The sequence below is a fragment of the Sulfuricaulis sp. genome (assembly GCF_024653915.1).
Lineage (GTDB): Bacteria > Pseudomonadota > Gammaproteobacteria > Acidiferrobacterales > Sulfurifustaceae > Sulfuricaulis.
Genome location: NZ_JANLGY010000006.1, coordinates 78,112 through 91,586 on the forward strand (window position 1 = coordinate 78,112; position 13,475 = coordinate 91,586).

Annotated in this window: 16 protein-coding genes; 9 read left to right on the top strand and 7 right to left on the bottom strand. The window is 59.0% G+C overall.

Annotated elements, in window-relative coordinates:
• The first annotated feature begins 78 nt into the window (after positions 1-78).
• Positions 79-2,226 carry an ATP-dependent DNA helicase RecG gene (gene recG, locus NUV55_RS03820; protein ID WP_296670541.1) on the top strand — a complete coding sequence of 716 codons (2,148 nt, stop codon included), beginning with the start codon at positions 79-81 and terminating at the stop codon, positions 2,224-2,226.
• A gap of 11 nt (positions 2,227-2,237) precedes the next feature.
• Here recG and NUV55_RS03825 read toward each other — a convergent pair whose 3' ends face one another.
• Entirely contained in the window at positions 2,238-2,927 is a 690-nt protein-coding gene (locus NUV55_RS03825; protein ID WP_296670543.1) for an acyloxyacyl hydrolase, read from the bottom strand.
• A gap of 3 nt (positions 2,928-2,930) precedes the next feature.
• Here NUV55_RS03825 and NUV55_RS03830 point away from each other — a divergent pair, with 3 nt between their 5' ends.
• The 5 genes from NUV55_RS03830 to aroE all read left to right on the top strand — a co-directional run bounded on the left by NUV55_RS03830 (position 2,931) and on the right by aroE (position 7,045).
• Complete coding sequence (locus tag NUV55_RS03830; protein ID WP_296670544.1) at positions 2,931-3,503, top strand: chorismate lyase; 573 nt, start codon at positions 2,931-2,933, stop codon at positions 3,501-3,503.
• A 2-nt stretch (positions 3,504-3,505) separates the two neighbouring features.
• Positions 3,506-4,363, top strand: coding sequence for a 4-hydroxybenzoate octaprenyltransferase (ubiA, locus tag NUV55_RS03835; RefSeq protein ID WP_296670545.1), 858 nt, complete (start codon positions 3,506-3,508; stop codon positions 4,361-4,363).
• A gap of 116 nt (positions 4,364-4,479) precedes the next feature.
• Positions 4,480-5,082, top strand: a complete 603-nt coding sequence (locus NUV55_RS03840) for a glutathione S-transferase N-terminal domain-containing protein (protein WP_296670546.1) — start codon at positions 4,480-4,482, stop codon at positions 5,080-5,082.
• Between the two features lie 35 nt (positions 5,083-5,117).
• The gene (locus tag NUV55_RS03845) at positions 5,118-6,131 is read left to right on the top strand and encodes a sodium:calcium antiporter (protein ID WP_296670548.1); all 1,014 of its coding nucleotides are present in this window, start codon (positions 5,118-5,120) and stop codon (positions 6,129-6,131) included.
• 65 nt (positions 6,132-6,196) lie between these two features.
• A complete protein-coding gene (gene aroE, locus NUV55_RS03850; protein ID WP_296670550.1) occupies positions 6,197-7,045 on the top strand; it encodes a shikimate dehydrogenase in 849 nt (282 codons plus the stop codon).
• Positions 7,046-7,050: 5 nt separating this feature from the next.
• On the opposite strand, the gene NUV55_RS03855 is transcribed toward aroE, so the two are convergent.
• The gene (locus NUV55_RS03855) at positions 7,051-7,227 is read right to left on the bottom strand and encodes a hypothetical protein (RefSeq protein WP_296670552.1); all 177 of its coding nucleotides are present in this window, start codon (positions 7,225-7,227) and stop codon (positions 7,051-7,053) included.
• Positions 7,228-7,284: 57 nt separating this feature from the next.
• Entirely contained in the window at positions 7,285-7,557 is a 273-nt protein-coding gene (locus NUV55_RS03860; RefSeq protein ID WP_296670554.1) for a helix-turn-helix domain-containing protein, read from the bottom strand.
• A 74-nt stretch (positions 7,558-7,631) separates the two neighbouring features.
• Here NUV55_RS03860 and NUV55_RS03865 point away from each other — a divergent pair, with 74 nt between their 5' ends.
• Positions 7,632-8,099 (top strand): helix-turn-helix transcriptional regulator, encoded by a 468-nt coding sequence (locus NUV55_RS03865; RefSeq protein WP_296670556.1) that lies wholly within the window; start codon positions 7,632-7,634, stop codon positions 8,097-8,099.
• A 455-nt stretch (positions 8,100-8,554) separates the two neighbouring features.
• Here the strand turns inward: NUV55_RS03865 and NUV55_RS03870 are convergent, their stop codons facing one another.
• From NUV55_RS03870 to NUV55_RS03885, 4 genes are all read right to left on the bottom strand, one after another.
• A complete protein-coding gene (locus NUV55_RS03870) occupies positions 8,555-8,872 on the bottom strand; it encodes a type II toxin-antitoxin system PemK/MazF family toxin (protein ID WP_296670558.1) in 318 nt (105 codons plus the stop codon).
• A gap of 10 nt (positions 8,873-8,882) precedes the next feature.
• The gene (locus NUV55_RS03875) at positions 8,883-9,110 is read right to left on the bottom strand and encodes a type II toxin-antitoxin system PrlF family antitoxin (protein ID WP_296670560.1); all 228 of its coding nucleotides are present in this window, start codon (positions 9,108-9,110) and stop codon (positions 8,883-8,885) included.
• A 101-nt stretch (positions 9,111-9,211) separates the two neighbouring features.
• Positions 9,212-9,739, bottom strand: a complete 528-nt coding sequence (locus NUV55_RS03880) for a gamma carbonic anhydrase family protein (RefSeq protein ID WP_296670562.1) — start codon at positions 9,737-9,739, stop codon at positions 9,212-9,214.
• Between the two features lie 29 nt (positions 9,740-9,768).
• Positions 9,769-10,764 (bottom strand): serine/threonine protein kinase, encoded by a 996-nt coding sequence (locus NUV55_RS03885; RefSeq protein WP_296670564.1) that lies wholly within the window; start codon positions 10,762-10,764, stop codon positions 9,769-9,771.
• A 25-nt stretch (positions 10,765-10,789) separates the two neighbouring features.
• On the opposite strand from NUV55_RS03885, the gene prlC reads away from it, so the two are divergent.
• Together prlC and NUV55_RS03895 are read left to right on the top strand one after the other, a co-directional pair.
• Positions 10,790-12,847 carry an oligopeptidase A gene (gene prlC / locus NUV55_RS03890; protein ID WP_296670565.1) on the top strand — a complete coding sequence of 686 codons (2,058 nt, stop codon included), beginning with the start codon at positions 10,790-10,792 and terminating at the stop codon, positions 12,845-12,847.
• Positions 12,848-12,858: 11 nt separating this feature from the next.
• Positions 12,859-13,473: a TIGR04211 family SH3 domain-containing protein gene (locus tag NUV55_RS03895; RefSeq protein ID WP_296670567.1), complete on the top strand. Its 615-nt coding sequence runs from the start codon at positions 12,859-12,861 to the stop codon at positions 13,471-13,473.
• Positions 13,474-13,475 lie beyond the last annotated feature (2 nt).

A 13,475-nucleotide genomic window follows, 5' to 3' on the forward strand; every position in this document is an offset into this window, starting at 1 on the left:
AGTGACAAGTAGCAAGTAAAACTTCGATGTTTCCTTTCCTGTCTTGCTACTTGCAACTTGGAACTTGCTACTGAAGTTATGGACATTGCCTCGCTGCCGGTAACGGCCCTAAAAGGGGTCGGTCCGAAACTCGCGGACAAACTCAAGCGCCTCGGCCTGTATACCGTGCAGGATGTCCTGTTTCATCTTCCCCTGCGCTATCAGGATCGCACACGTCTCTTGCCCATCGGCAGCCTGCGGCCCGGCATGGAGGCGGTGGTGGAGGGCGAGATCGAACTGGCGGACGTGGTGTTTCGTGGGCGGCGCAGTCTGATCTGCCGCGTCAGTGACGGCACCGGCCACTTGCACCTGCGGTTCTTTTATTTCAGCGCCATCCAACAGCAGAACCTCGCGCGCGGCCGGCGCCTGCGACTGTTCGGCGAGGCGCGCTTCGGCCCGGCCGGGCTCGAGATGATTCATCCTGAATATGAATTCACCGATGGCGCGCAGCCGGCGAAGGTCGAGGAAAACCTGACGCCGGTGTACCCGGCGACCACGGGCGTACATCAGCTGAGCCTGCGCAAAATCGCACGCCAGGCACTGGAAAAGCATCTCGATAAAATTCACGAGTGGCTGCCATCTGTTGTGTTGCAGGAACTGAAACTGCCGACGCTCACGGAGGCGCTGGCGCTGGTGCATCAACCGCCGCCGCACACACCGGTGGAACTGCTGGCGGAGGGCAGGCATCCCGCGGTGCTGCGCCTGTCCTTCGAGGAGTTGCTGGCGCATCACCTGAGCCTGAAGCGTTTGCGCGCACGAGTGCAGACGGAAGCCGCACCACCCATTGCAGGCGATGGCGGGCTGATGCGTCAATTGCTGGCACGTCTGCCGTTTCAACTCACGCGCGCCCAGCAACGCGTGCTCGAGGAAATCCTGCAAGACCTGCGGCAGCAGCATCCGATGCAGCGCCTGGTGCAGGGCGATGTCGGTTCGGGCAAGACCATCGTCGCGGCCTGCGCGAGTCTGGGCGCCCTCGAAAGCGGCTTGCAGGTTGCGGTGATGGCGCCGACAGAATTGCTGGCCGATCAGCATCTGAAAAATTTTTCCGGTTGGCTCGAACCGCTCGGTATCTCGGTGGTCGGCCTGTCCGGCAAGCTCAATGGCCGCGCGCGCCAGGACGTGCTCGAAAAAATCGGCTCGGGCCGTGCCGCCATTGCGGTCGGCACGCAGGCGCTGTTTCAGGAGGGGGTGGAATTCGCCGATCTGGGTCTGATCGTGGTCGATGAGCAGCACCGTTTCGGCGTGCATCAGCGCCTCGCGCTGCGCGAAAAGGGCCGCGTGGGCTTACGCCGGCCGCATCAATTGATCATGACCGCCACCCCCATTCCGCGCACGCTCGCGCAAAGCCTGTATGCCGATCTCGACGTGTCGGTGATCGACGAACTGCCGCCGGGTCGCAAGCCTATCGAAACCGTGGCGCTTCCCTCAGCGCGCCGCGCGGACGTGGTCAGCCGTGTCCGCGATGCCTGCTCCGCCAGCCGGCAGGTCTATTGGGTTTGCCCGCTGATCGAGGAAACGGACAATTTCGCCGGGAGCGAAATTGGGCGCACTTCAGTGCGCCCCGCAGGGGCGCGCGCCAGGGATGGCGCGCGTCAAACGCTGGAACTGGAAACCGCGACGGACACGGCGCAGGCTTTGCGCGAGGCCTTGCCGGATCTGTCGATTGCACTGATACATGGGCGCATGAAACCGCTGGAAAAAGAAAAGATCATGGCGGCATTTAAACGTGGCGAGGTGCAACTGCTGGTGGCCACCACCGTCATCGAAGTCGGCGTGGACGTGCCGAACGCCACGCTTATGGTCATCGAAAACGCCGAGCGTCTGGGCCTGTCGCAATTGCACCAACTGCGCGGCCGCATCGGACGCGGCTCGGTGGAAAGTCACTGCGTGCTGCTGTATCAACCGCCCTTGTCGGAAATGGCGCGCGCCAGGCTGGCGGCCATGCGCGAGACCAGCGATGGCTTTGAAATCGCGCGCCGCGATCTCGAAATGCGCGGTCCCGGCGAGCTGCTCGGAACGCGCCAGGCTGGCATGCCGCAATTTCACATCGCCGATCTGTTGCGCGACCGCGCATTGTTGGAACGCGTACAAAGTGTCGCCGAGCAGGTGTTAAAGGAATACCCCGAATGCGTGGAGCCGATCGTGCGGCGCTGGCTCAGTGGCGCCGAGACCTATGGTAATGTCTGAAAACAGGGACGCTAGAAATCGCGCGCCAGCATGACTGTCAGGAAATCCTCTCCTTTGTTTGGCCCATCCCAGTTATGACGTAATGCTTTTTTACCATTTGAGTAATGGGTCTCACCGATGGATAGGTCGTATTTCCCGAATTTGCGCCCGAACACGAGACGCGCCACGAATTGCCCGTGGGTGCCCAGATGATCCGTAGTTCGGTCTACCATGCCGATACCGAGTGTGCCCGCAAAGTAATTTTTCGGCGCAAGTTTCCAGCGAAGCGTGCGCGCAACGGTAAGCGCGGTGTTGTAATTTCCTCCACTCCAGTGGGCGATGGACAGATCAAAGAGGCTTTTTTGATTGAATAATGTCGGCGCGTCTGTCTGGTAGGAGAGAAACACGGCGTTTGACCCCTGCGAATGAATGATCCCGTGCCCCACCGCGACGGCCAGCATATCGGCACCGGCAGAACACGGATATAACAGCATACCGGCGATAAACAGAACAGGTTTGAATCGGACGCTTGGGGCAGGTGGAATGCTCACTTGATTCTCTCTGAACCGAATACTGTCCTGATGGGTGACCGGAGGTAGAGGTGCGCGGCCTTTCCATAATGGGTTTACCCTGAAGATTGTGCCAGCAATACAACCGTTGTTCCCGCTGACCGGATAGTTTGTTTCTGCTACGATTCGGAACCCATAACTCATTGATAACATTACATGACTATTGTGAACCCGGTACCGCCGAGGGGCTCGGAGCCGTTGTGGCGCCCGGCGCGCCGGCTGAACCACGCTAATATCCCGGAAAAATACCTGCCGTGGTTGCTCGATCAAGCTTCACTCACGGAGCGCATTATCGATCACTGCCTCGGTAATTTTTACGTGCGGCTTCTGGATCAGCGCCGTGTTCGCCCATTGCGCAACGAGGCCGAGGCCCTCGGCATGCGGGGCGGTACCCGCGCCATCGTCCGCCAGGTAAAGCTCATGTGCGGCGAGACCCCGTGGGTATATGCACGCACCATCATACCGCCACAGACGCTGGCGAGAAAATCGCATCGTTTCACGACGCTGGGCGCGCGTTCCTTGGGCGCCATGCTATTTGCCGATCCGTCCACGAGGCGAGGCGAGGTGCAGATAACATGCCTCACGCCTTTGGATCAACTTTATCATCTGGCGACGCTCGCACTGCGCGACAAGCCCGAAATGATCTGGGGACGACGCTCGTTGTTCCGGGTTGGCGGCAAACCGTTGCTGGTGTGCGAATTCTTTCTGCCCGATATCGCCAAATTCTAAAGATGGTTCTGGCGGCACGATTCAAAGACTATGCCATGCTGATGCGGCTGCATCGGCCGATCGGTATCCTGTTGTTGCTCTGGCCGACGCTGTGGGCGCTGTGGATCGCCGGACAGGGAAGTCCCGACGTGCAGGTCGCCATTGTTTTCGTGCTGGGCGTGGTGTTGATGCGCTCCGCCGGTTGCGTCATCAACGATTACGCTGACCGGAATTTCGATCCGCACGTGGCTCGCACGCGCGAGCGGCCGATCGCTGCCGGGCGCGTAAGTCCGCGTGAAGCGCTCGTGCTGTTTGCCGTGCTGTGCCTCATGGCGTTCGCGCTGGTGCTTGTGCTCAATCGCCTGACCGTCCTGCTTTCTTTTTTCGGCGCTTTTTTGGCCGCGACCTATCCCTTTCTAAAGCGTTATACCCATCTGCCGCAGTTTTACCTCGGCGTGGCCTTCGGCTGGGGCATACCCATGGCCTTTGCCGCCCAGACTGGAGGAGTGCCACCCCTTGCCTGGATTTTATTTGGCGCCAATGTGTTCTGGGCCGTGGCCTATGACACCGCCTACGCCATGGTGGATCGTGAGGACGACCTCAAGGTCGGGGTGAAATCCACCGCCATCCTGTTCGGTCGCTACGACCGCATGATGATTTTTTTGTTTCACATGGCGGCAATCGCCCTGCTGGCCCTGGTCGGCACGCTCGCCCATCTCGGTTTGGGGTATTATGCCGGCCTGACGGTGGCGTTCGGATTGGCCATCTATCAGCAGCGCCTGATACGTCGGCGCGATCCTGACGGTTGCTTTCGCGCCTTTCTGAACAACAACTGGCTGGGCGCGGCGGTGTTCGCCGGAATTGTGTTGAGTTATTTATAAGTTTGAAACCACTGATGAACACGGATGGACACAGATAGAAACATCTCAGTCGCGAACCACATTATCCGTGTTTATCTGTGTTCATCTGTGGTTCCATTTTATTTATTCGTAAACCCATGAAACTTTACGGTTCGCTCACGTCACCATACGTACGCAAGGCCCGCATCCTCATCCAGGAAAAGAAAGTGCCGTGCGAATTCGTTGTGGCCGATGCCTGGGCCGCGGACAGCCCGATACCCGCGCTCAACCCACTTGGCAAGGTGCCGGTGCTGGCGCTCGACAACGGCAAGGTGTTGTTCGATTCCCCGGTGATCGTCGAATACCTCGATGCGCTCAAAACCCCCGCCTTGCTCCCGACATCGGGCGAGGCGCGTTGGGAAATGCTGCGCTGGCAGGCCCTGGCCGACGGGATGCTGGACGCCGTCGTGATCCGCTTGCTCGAATCGCGTCGCCCCGCCGCGCAACAGTCAGCGGACAATATCCGGCGCCAGGAAGAAAAAATTGCACGCTCCATTGAATACGCGGCACAGCATCTTTCCATAGGTGCCTGGCTCATGTCAGACCGTTTCACGCTGGCGGACCTGGTGATGGCCGTCGCGCTGGAATATACCGACTTCCGTTATCCGCACGACTGGCGCGGACGACATGCGCGACTGGGCCAGTGGCTGGCCGGCATCGGCACACGCCCCGCCTTCGTTGAGACCCGTCCCCCGGGATAGGGAAGAAAAAGAACCATCAACCAGGAATTCCACGCATGACCATCGGCCTGCTGCTTGTTGCCCTGCTTATCATCCTGATTGGCGCGGAAACCTTTACCAACGCTCTGGAGCATCTCGGCGCGCGCCTGAAAATATCCGAGGGTGTGACCGGTTCCATATTCGCGGCGGTCGGCACCGCTCTGCCCGAGACCATGGTGCCGGTGGTGGCGATCCTCTCGACCGCGGGCACGCAGCAGGTGCGCGAGGAAGTGGGCGTGGGCGCCATCCTCGGTGCGCCGCTCATGCTCTCGACGCTGACGCTTTTTCTGATGGCGTTGTTTGCTATTCACAAGCGTGGCTGGTCGGATGAGCTGCATCCCGAACGTACCGGTATCAGGCGCGATCTATCGTGGTTCCTGTTGGCATACGGCATGGGCACTGTCGCCATCTTCATTCCCCATACATCGATGTGGGTGCGCGCGATGATCGCGATTTCACTGGTGCTGGTGTATTTCATTTACCTCATGCTCACGATCCGCGCCTCGGCCAAGCTTGTCGCCGACGGCCATGGCACCTCCGCCAGCGAGCCGCTGTTTCTGGTGCGGTTGTTCGGCCGTATAGGGATGCCGGAAAACATGTACACGATAGTGCTGCAACTAGCCATCGGGTTGACGCTGATTATCTTCGGCGCGCACGGCTTCGTGCAGGGGGTTGAGGAACTGTCCGTCTGGATGGGGCTCTCAGCGCTGGTGCTGTCGCTGCTGATCGTGCCGGTCGCGACCGAACTCCCGGAAAAAGTGAATAGCATCCTCTGGATTCGCAAGCGCAAGGACACGCTCGCTTTTGGCAACATCACCGGCGCCATGGTATTTCAGGGCTCGCTGCTGCCGGCGCTCGGTATTTTGCTGACGCCATGGGAACCGCGGCCGGAGGTGTTGGCGGGCGTGATTCTGACGCTGGTGGCGAGCACTTATCTGCTGTTCATGATGCGCCGTGGCCACCTGCGGCCAGTGCATCTCTTTTTCAACGGCTTCTGTTACCTATCGTTCCTGGCCTTCGTACTTTTATAAGCTCGCGTGCCGTGGCGCGGGCAATAGCCTAGAATAGGCTGCGCATGCAGGTTCAGGATCGAAAAGTGGCTACCAAGGCGGAAAAAGACACAACCCCGGCGCGTTACGCGGTGATGGGCAACCCCGTTGCCCACAGCAAATCGCCCGCGATTCACAAGCAGTTCGCCCATCAGTTTGGCCACAACATCGAATACACCGCGCTGTGGGTCGATACCGACGGGTTTGCGGAAGCGGTGGAGCAGTTCCGCACCGAGGGCGGCAAGGGATTCAATGTCACCGTACCCTTCAAGATCGAGGCCTTCAAGCTGGCCGACAATCTGAGCGACCGCGCGAAACTGGCGGGAGCGGTCAATACCATCCGGTTCGAGCCGGATGGGAAAATCTTCGGCGACAACACCGACGGCACCGGCCTGGTGCACGACCTTACCAAGAATCTGAACGTTTACCTGCGAAGCAAAAAAATTCTGGTGCTGGGCGCGGGTGGCGCCGTGCGTGGCGTGCTCGGGCCGCTGCTCAAGCAGAATCCTGCGCTACTTGTTATCGCTAATCGCACGGTTGCCAAGGCGAAGGAGTTGGCTCAGGCCTTCGCGACGTTCGGCAAGGTCGAGTCCATCGGCTATGGCGATCTCGTCGGCAAGCGTTTCGATATTGTGATCAATGGCACAAGTGCGAGTCTCCAAGGTGAAATGCCGCCGTTGCCGGTAAATCTCTTTGCTAACAACGCCGTGGCCTACGACATGATGTACGACGACAAGCCGACGCCGTTTCTCGAGTGGGCCATGCTGCACGGCGCGGAAACCGCTGTCGATGGTCTCGGCATGCTGGTGGAACAGGCGGCGGAGTCGTACCTGCTTTGGCGCGGCGCGCGACCCGATACCCGGCCCGTGATACAGCAGCTGCGCAAGGGAAGCTGAAATCATCAAGGCGGGTTTAATGCCGCCAAGGCTTTCATTTCGCGCGCAACGGTTTTGCGTAGTACGTGGTAAATAGCTCCCTGAGTGACACCCAGCCGTTGTGCGATCTGGGCATTCGTCAGCCCCTGTTCTTTCAATTTCCGTACCTTCAGCGGGTCAAGCTTGTGGTATGACTTGGCCAAGAATTCCCCCCATTACACGCAAGGCAATCTCTTGCCCGATTCCACGAATGCGGCTTATTACGAGGCGCGCCCGGTATCGCGTGTTTTTTCGTGCATGTTCGCAGCGTTAGTACGTGCTCGGCGCTTGCTTGTCTGGTAACGATCCGGGAAAAGTTTTTCCAGGGGGATGCCGATAATTTCGGAGACGCGCCGTTCCACGCGGGCGCTGATGTATTTGCGCGTCAGCACCTGCTGTATCGACTGCGGTCCGAACAACCCCAATTCCTCGGCGACGCGCGTGAGGGTGTAGCCCTTGCGGGCCAGCGCAAACTTCAAGTCCAGGTAATCCATTCTTGTTATTCCGTGTGTTAGGATTCAGCTGAAGATCATCAGCTTTACCTTTCCATTTTCCTTTGATCTAGAGTATGGGTAATAAAATTCAACCTGTCAAATCAGATAGTGTAATATATTCATCCTCCGCCAGGCTGAAGGTGGAGCGCACGCGGCTTGGCCTGAGCCAGGTGGCGCTGGGCAAGGCGCTGGGGGTGACCAAATGGACGGTGATCAATTACGAAAGGACGGGAGGACGCGGGACGCCCATCCCGGCCGATCTGCTTTCCGCCTGTTCCAAGCTCGGCATGGATGTGCAGTACATCATTACCGGTGTTTCCTCGAGTAATCTGAACCGGGTGGCGGAGGAGGCGGGCAGTTACCGGACGGAGCTGAAGCGGCCCACGGTGTTGTCGAAGGAAGAACAACAGCTTCTGGAAAAATACCGCCGTCTGAAGCCGTCCCAGCGTGCGCAGGCCCGTTCGATTGTGGAGGCCCTGGTATCAGCGGAGGGTAAAACGGCGAAAAAACCAGCGTCACGGCCGCGGCACGGGAAACGCTGAAACTAAGCACATGTGGGTGAGAAAGATAGCTGCAATGCACCTGTCGTCGTAAACCGTGGTCGGCCCGAGCCACCGGGAGGAGATCAAGCTGGTCGAAAATCGATCCTGAACGAAATTAAACGAAGCAGTTACTTTGTGTTTACCTGTTTGAGCCGAGCAGCCAAATTTGGCGGCGACAAAAATACGAACGCACGTCCGGTCCGCTGTTTTTCCAATAACTCCACCCGCGCCAGCTTCAGCAAATCTGTGCGTGGCGTTTGGTAATTAGGAGACGAGACTGCAAAGGAGGAAGAGGGGGAGCAGTAAACTACCAATTTAGTATAAATTGGTAGCAGATTGGTAGTTGCTGACTTTGCTTGTTATGGTCGAAAAAGCCCAGGCCTTCTCCTTGCGCGTCAGTTCCGGCATCCACTTCGCCAGCCGGCGCTCCGCAGAAAACTGTGCTTGCACTTGCACTACATATCCAGCAGCATTTCCAGCGCCTTGGTAACCGCTTTGCGGTCTTTACTTGCGAGCATGCCGCCCTTGGCGATGATGAAACGATGGTCCAGCGTGAAGAGCTTCATGCGTACCACGGAGGGCGCGGGCAAACCGGATTGAGATAAATCGGCAATCGGTACATCGAGAGGCCACGGTGCATTTTTTGCACTGGTGATCATAGCCAGAACGCTGTGTCCGGCCATCTTGCCAAAGGCTCGATGGCTGGAGAGGACCAGAGCAGGCCGGCGCTTTACCTGGGCCCTGTTGGTGAATGGGAACGGGACGATAACCACTTCGAAGCGGTCATAGTTCCCGGTAGGCCTCTTCGTCCTCGGCCGAGAGCCATTCGCTGAGCGTGCCCTCAACCGCCTTGGCGCATTCTCTGTCGAGCGCGCTCGCGCGGCGGACCACAACGGTATTTCCCTCGATCTCGAACGCCACCGCGTCCCCTTTTTTGAGGCCCAGCACCCGGCGCACCGCCGCCGGGATGGTGACCTGAAATTTACTGGTGATCTTGGATACCTGCAGCATGTCACACCCTAATACGGTATTACGTAATACTGTCAGAAAACGTGACTTCGGCAAGTTCTCCAGAAATCAGTGAAGGGAAAACGATGGGTGGGTCAGAGGAATTACTTTAAATAATCGTTTTTCAACTTCACATAATGCATTGCCGAGTAATCAAACCAGGACTTTTCCTCTTCAGTCAGCTCACGCACCCGTTTTGCCGGCCGGCCCATCCATAAATAACCGCCTTCCAGCTCCTTACCCTCCGTGACAAGGCTACCGGCACCAAGGAAGGCGCCGGCGCGCAGGATCGCACCGTCGAGAATGGCGGAACCCATGCCGATGAGACAGCGCGACTCGACAGTGGAGCCGTGAATGATGCACTGATGTCCGATGGTGACATCGTCGCCCACCACCACGGCCCAACCGCCCGGCACGCCCTCGTAATCGTGTGTGCCGTGAAGAATGCTGCCGTCCTGAATGTTGGTGCGTGCGCCGATGCGGATGACATTCACGTCGCCACGCACCGAGCACATAGGCCAGACGGAAGTGTCCTCACCGATGACGACATCGCCGATGATGGTCGCGGCATCGTCGATGTAAGCCCGGGGCCCGATGGTGGGGAGAATATTTTTGTAGGGGCGAATGGCCATGGCCGCGATTATAAGAAGAATAAGGCTGCCTATGCCATCCACGACAATGGGGGTTCATCCAGCGCCGCCGCCTGTTGTTTGAGCGCGAGCACCTGTTCCTCCCAATATCTCTGTGTGTTAAACCAGGGGAAGTTGCGCGGAAAAGCAGGGTCATCCCAGCGCTCGGCGAGCCAGGCCATGTAGCGCAGCATGCGCAGTGTGCGCAGCGGTTCGATCAGGCGCAGTTCGGCAGAATTGAATTCCATGAATTCGGTGTAGCCGGACAGCACGTCGGCCAGCTGGGGTTCCATTTCCTCGCGGCTGCCCGAGAGCAGCATCCACAAATCCTGAACGGCCGGGCCCGTGAGGCAGTCGTCGAAATCCACCAGATGCGGGCCGGTGCCGGTCCAGAGAATATTGCCGAGGTGACAGTCGCCATGCAGGCGTATCCAGGCGGCATCATCGGCGGCGCGGAAGGCGGCCTCGATCGGCGGAAACAGATATTCCGTGATGGTGAAGAACGACGCGCGCAGTTCCTCCGGCACGATGTCATGTTCCTTTAGATAACGCACCGAGCGATGTCCGAATTCCTCGATGCCCAGGCGCGCGCGGTGGCGGAACGGTTCTGCCGCGCCCAGCCGATGCAGTCGGCCGAGATAACGGCCGAGCAGGGCACGGTCCTCGCGTGAGTTCAGTTCGGGCGCACGTCCCGGTTGCCACGGAAACACCGCGAAGCGAAAGCCGCCGTGGTGACTGAGCGTGCTGCCATTCTGGTGCGCCAGCGGTGCCACGGCAGGAATTTCGTGTTCGGCCAGCTGCTGCGCGAAGGCGTGCTCTTCGAGGATGGCCGCCTCTTCCCAGCGGGCCGGGCGGTAGAATTTGGCCACATAGGGCTGGCCATCCTCGGTATCCACGCGGTAGACGCGGTTTTCGTAGCTGTTGAGCGCCAGCAGGCCGCCGGTACAGCGCGTGCCGTACATCTCCACGGCCTCGAGAATGATCTCGGGCGTGAGGCTGTCATACGGGTGTGGGGCTTCGGCGGTCACGGCTGCACGTTATAATAGTTTCAACATGGAAAACACCTTTCTCGTCAACAACCCGCTGCTCGATCTCACGCAACCGCCGCGTTTCGGCGCCATTCTTCCGGAGCATGCCGGTCCGGCGCTGGATCATGTGTTGGCTGAAAATCGTGCTGCCCTGGAACGTGTACTTAAGGCCGACGGCCCCCATACCTGGGACAACTTCGCCCAACCGATCGAGGACATGCGCGAACGTCTGGTGCGCCTGTGGTCGCCGGTGTCGCACCTGCATGCCGTCATGGACAGTGAAGCGTTGCGCGCTGCTTACAATGCCGGCCTGCCGAAGCTCACCGACTATTTCACGGATCTGGCGCAGGACGAACGTCTTTACACCGGTTATAAATCCATTGCCGCGAGCCCGGAGTTTTCGCGCCTGACCCAGGCGCAGAAGAAAATCATCGAGAACACGCTGCGGGATTTCCGCCTCGCCGGCGCGGAACTGCTGCCGATGGAAAAGGCGCGTTTCAAAGTAGTGCAACAGGAAATCGCAGCCTTGCACAGCAAGTTCTCGGAGAACGTGCTCGATGCCACCCAGGCGTGGGATTTGCGTATCACCGACGCAAAGGACCTGACCGGTTTGCCCGAGTCCGCGCGCGCCATGGCGCAACAGGACGCGCTGGAAAAAAAACTGACAGGCTGGCGCTTTACCCTCGAAGCTCCGTCGTATATCGCTTTCATGACCTACGCCGACGATCGTGAACGGCGTCGGCAGATGTACGAGGCCTTTGTTACGCGCGCGAGCGATCAGGGTCCGACGGCCGGCCGATGGGACAACAGCGAACTGATCCTGCGCCTGTTGCGGCGGCGGCGCGAGGCGGCGCAACTGCTCGGGTTCAACAATTTCGCCGAATACGCACTCCAGACGCGCATGGCCAAAAAGGTTCCGGAGGTGCTGGACTTTCTGAATGATCTTGCGCAACGCGCGAAGTCCGCGGCGCAAAAGGATTTCGATGAACTCAGACATTTCGCCCGTGACGCGCATGGTGTCGAACGTCTCGAGGCCTGGGACATTGCGTATTACTCCGAGAAACTGCAGCAGGCCAAATACCAATTGTCACAGGAGGACCTGCGCCCCTATTTTCCAGAGACCCGGGTTGTCCCCGGCATGTTCGAGGTGGTCGAGCGATTGTATGGCCTGAAAGTTACCGAAGTAAAAGGTGTCGAAGTGTGGCATCCGGACGTGCGCTTCTACGAAATCCGCGACGGAGCGGGCGAGGTGCGTGGCCGGTTTTACATGGACCTGTATGCGCGCGCCAGCAAGCGCGGCGGCGCCTGGATGGATGAGTGCATCAACCGCAAGCGCACCGCGAACGGCATACAGGTGCCGGTGGCGTATCTCGTGTGCAATTTCACGCCGCCCGTGGGAGGGCGGCCGGCGCTGTTCACCCATGATGAAGTCATTACCCTGTTTCACGAATTCGGTCACGGCCTGCACCACATGTTGACCAGAGTGGACTACGTGGGTGTCGCGGGCATCAACGGCGTGGCCTGGGATGCGGTCGAGCTGCCGAGCCAGTTCATGGAAAACTGGTGCTGGGAACGCGAGGCGCTCGATCTTGTCGCCGCGCATCACCAGAGCGGCGAAAAGATTCCAGATGACCTTTACACCAAGATGATCGCGGCCAAAAACTTCCTGTCCGGCATGCAGTTCGTGCGCCAGTTGGAGTTCTCGATGTTCGACATGCGCTTGCACAGCACTTTCAGTCCGGACGGCTCCAAGAGCGTGCAACAGGTGCTGGACGAAGTGCGAGCCGAGGTGGCGGTGATAATCCCACCGGCGTTTAGCCGCTTCCAGAACGGTTTTTCGCACATCTTCGCCGGCGGCTATGCGGCCGGCTACTATAGTTACAAGTGGGCCGAGGTGCTGTCGGCGGATGCCTTCAGCAAATTCGAGGAGAACGGCGTGTTCGATCGTGCCACCGGCCTGCAGTTTTTGCAGAATATTCTGGAGCAGGGCGGTTCACGCGAACCGATGGAGCTGTTCGTGCAATTTCGCGGCCGCGCTCCCAAGATTGATGCGTTGTTGCGGCATTCCGGACTGGCCGCTTAAGGGAAGAAACCATGACTGGAAGTCTGCGTATCATTACGGCTCTGGTGTTGCTGGGAATTTTTTCCGCCGCCCAGGCTGAAACAGTTTACATTGCCGAGCGGATCCGCATCGGCTTGCGCGCCGAGATGGATGAGGCCAGCCCGGTGGTAAAAACCGTCGAGACTGGAACGCTGCTGGAGGTGGTTGAGCGCGTGGACAAGTTTGCCCGCGTGCGTGACCCTCAGGGCACGGAAGGCTGGATCGAGGCGCGTTATCTCACCCCCGACCCGCCGGCGCGTCTGCAACTTACCAAGCTCCAGGAAGACCTGGCCAAAAGCCGCACGCAGGCGACCGAGGCGCAGACACAACTGAAGAAGGCTCAGGCGACTATCGGAGAACAGGCAGACAGAATAAAGGAGCTGGAGAAAAATCTTTCTGAAAAACCGGCGTCGGCGCCAGTTCCTGCCGCCGCGGCCACGACCAAAAAACCGCCCGTCAACCAGACTACGACGGATGCCGGTTTTCTCTTTAGTTATCTGTGGCTTGGAATTTCCTTTGCTATGCTAGGTATTGGATTCGCGGCCGGCATAAGATGGCTGCGCGAATCTATTCGCAAACGATCGGGTGGCATGTATCTGAGGGTTTGACG

Bases quoted from the DNA above. Each gene is read 5' to 3' on its own strand.
- NUV55_RS03825 (WP_296670543.1), bottom strand. From the start codon at position 2,927: ATGTTATCAATGAGTTATGGGTTCCGAATCGTAGCAGAAACAAACTAT.
- prlC (WP_296670565.1), top strand. From the start codon at position 10,790: ATGGAAAACACCTTTCTCGTCAACAACCCGCTGCTCGATCTCACGCAA.
- NUV55_RS03845 (WP_296670548.1), top strand. From the start codon at position 5,118: ATGACCATCGGCCTGCTGCTTGTTGCCCTGCTTATCATCCTGATTGGC.
- recG (WP_296670541.1), top strand. From the start codon at position 79: ATGGACATTGCCTCGCTGCCGGTAACGGCCCTAAAAGGGGTCGGTCCG.
- ubiA (WP_296670545.1), top strand. From the start codon at position 3,506: ATGGTTCTGGCGGCACGATTCAAAGACTATGCCATGCTGATGCGGCTG.
- NUV55_RS03840 (WP_296670546.1), top strand. From the start codon at position 4,480: ATGAAACTTTACGGTTCGCTCACGTCACCATACGTACGCAAGGCCCGC.
- NUV55_RS03880 (WP_296670562.1), bottom strand. From the start codon at position 9,739: ATGGCCATTCGCCCCTACAAAAATATTCTCCCCACCATCGGGCCCCGG.
- NUV55_RS03860 (WP_296670554.1), bottom strand. From the start codon at position 7,557: ATGGATTACCTGGACTTGAAGTTTGCGCTGGCCCGCAAGGGCTACACC.
- NUV55_RS03875 (WP_296670560.1), bottom strand. From the start codon at position 9,110: ATGCTGCAGGTATCCAAGATCACCAGTAAATTTCAGGTCACCATCCCG.
- NUV55_RS03865 (WP_296670556.1), top strand. From the start codon at position 7,632: ATGGGTAATAAAATTCAACCTGTCAAATCAGATAGTGTAATATATTCA.
- NUV55_RS03895 (WP_296670567.1), top strand. From the start codon at position 12,859: ATGACTGGAAGTCTGCGTATCATTACGGCTCTGGTGTTGCTGGGAATT.
- NUV55_RS03830 (WP_296670544.1), top strand. From the start codon at position 2,931: ATGACTATTGTGAACCCGGTACCGCCGAGGGGCTCGGAGCCGTTGTGG.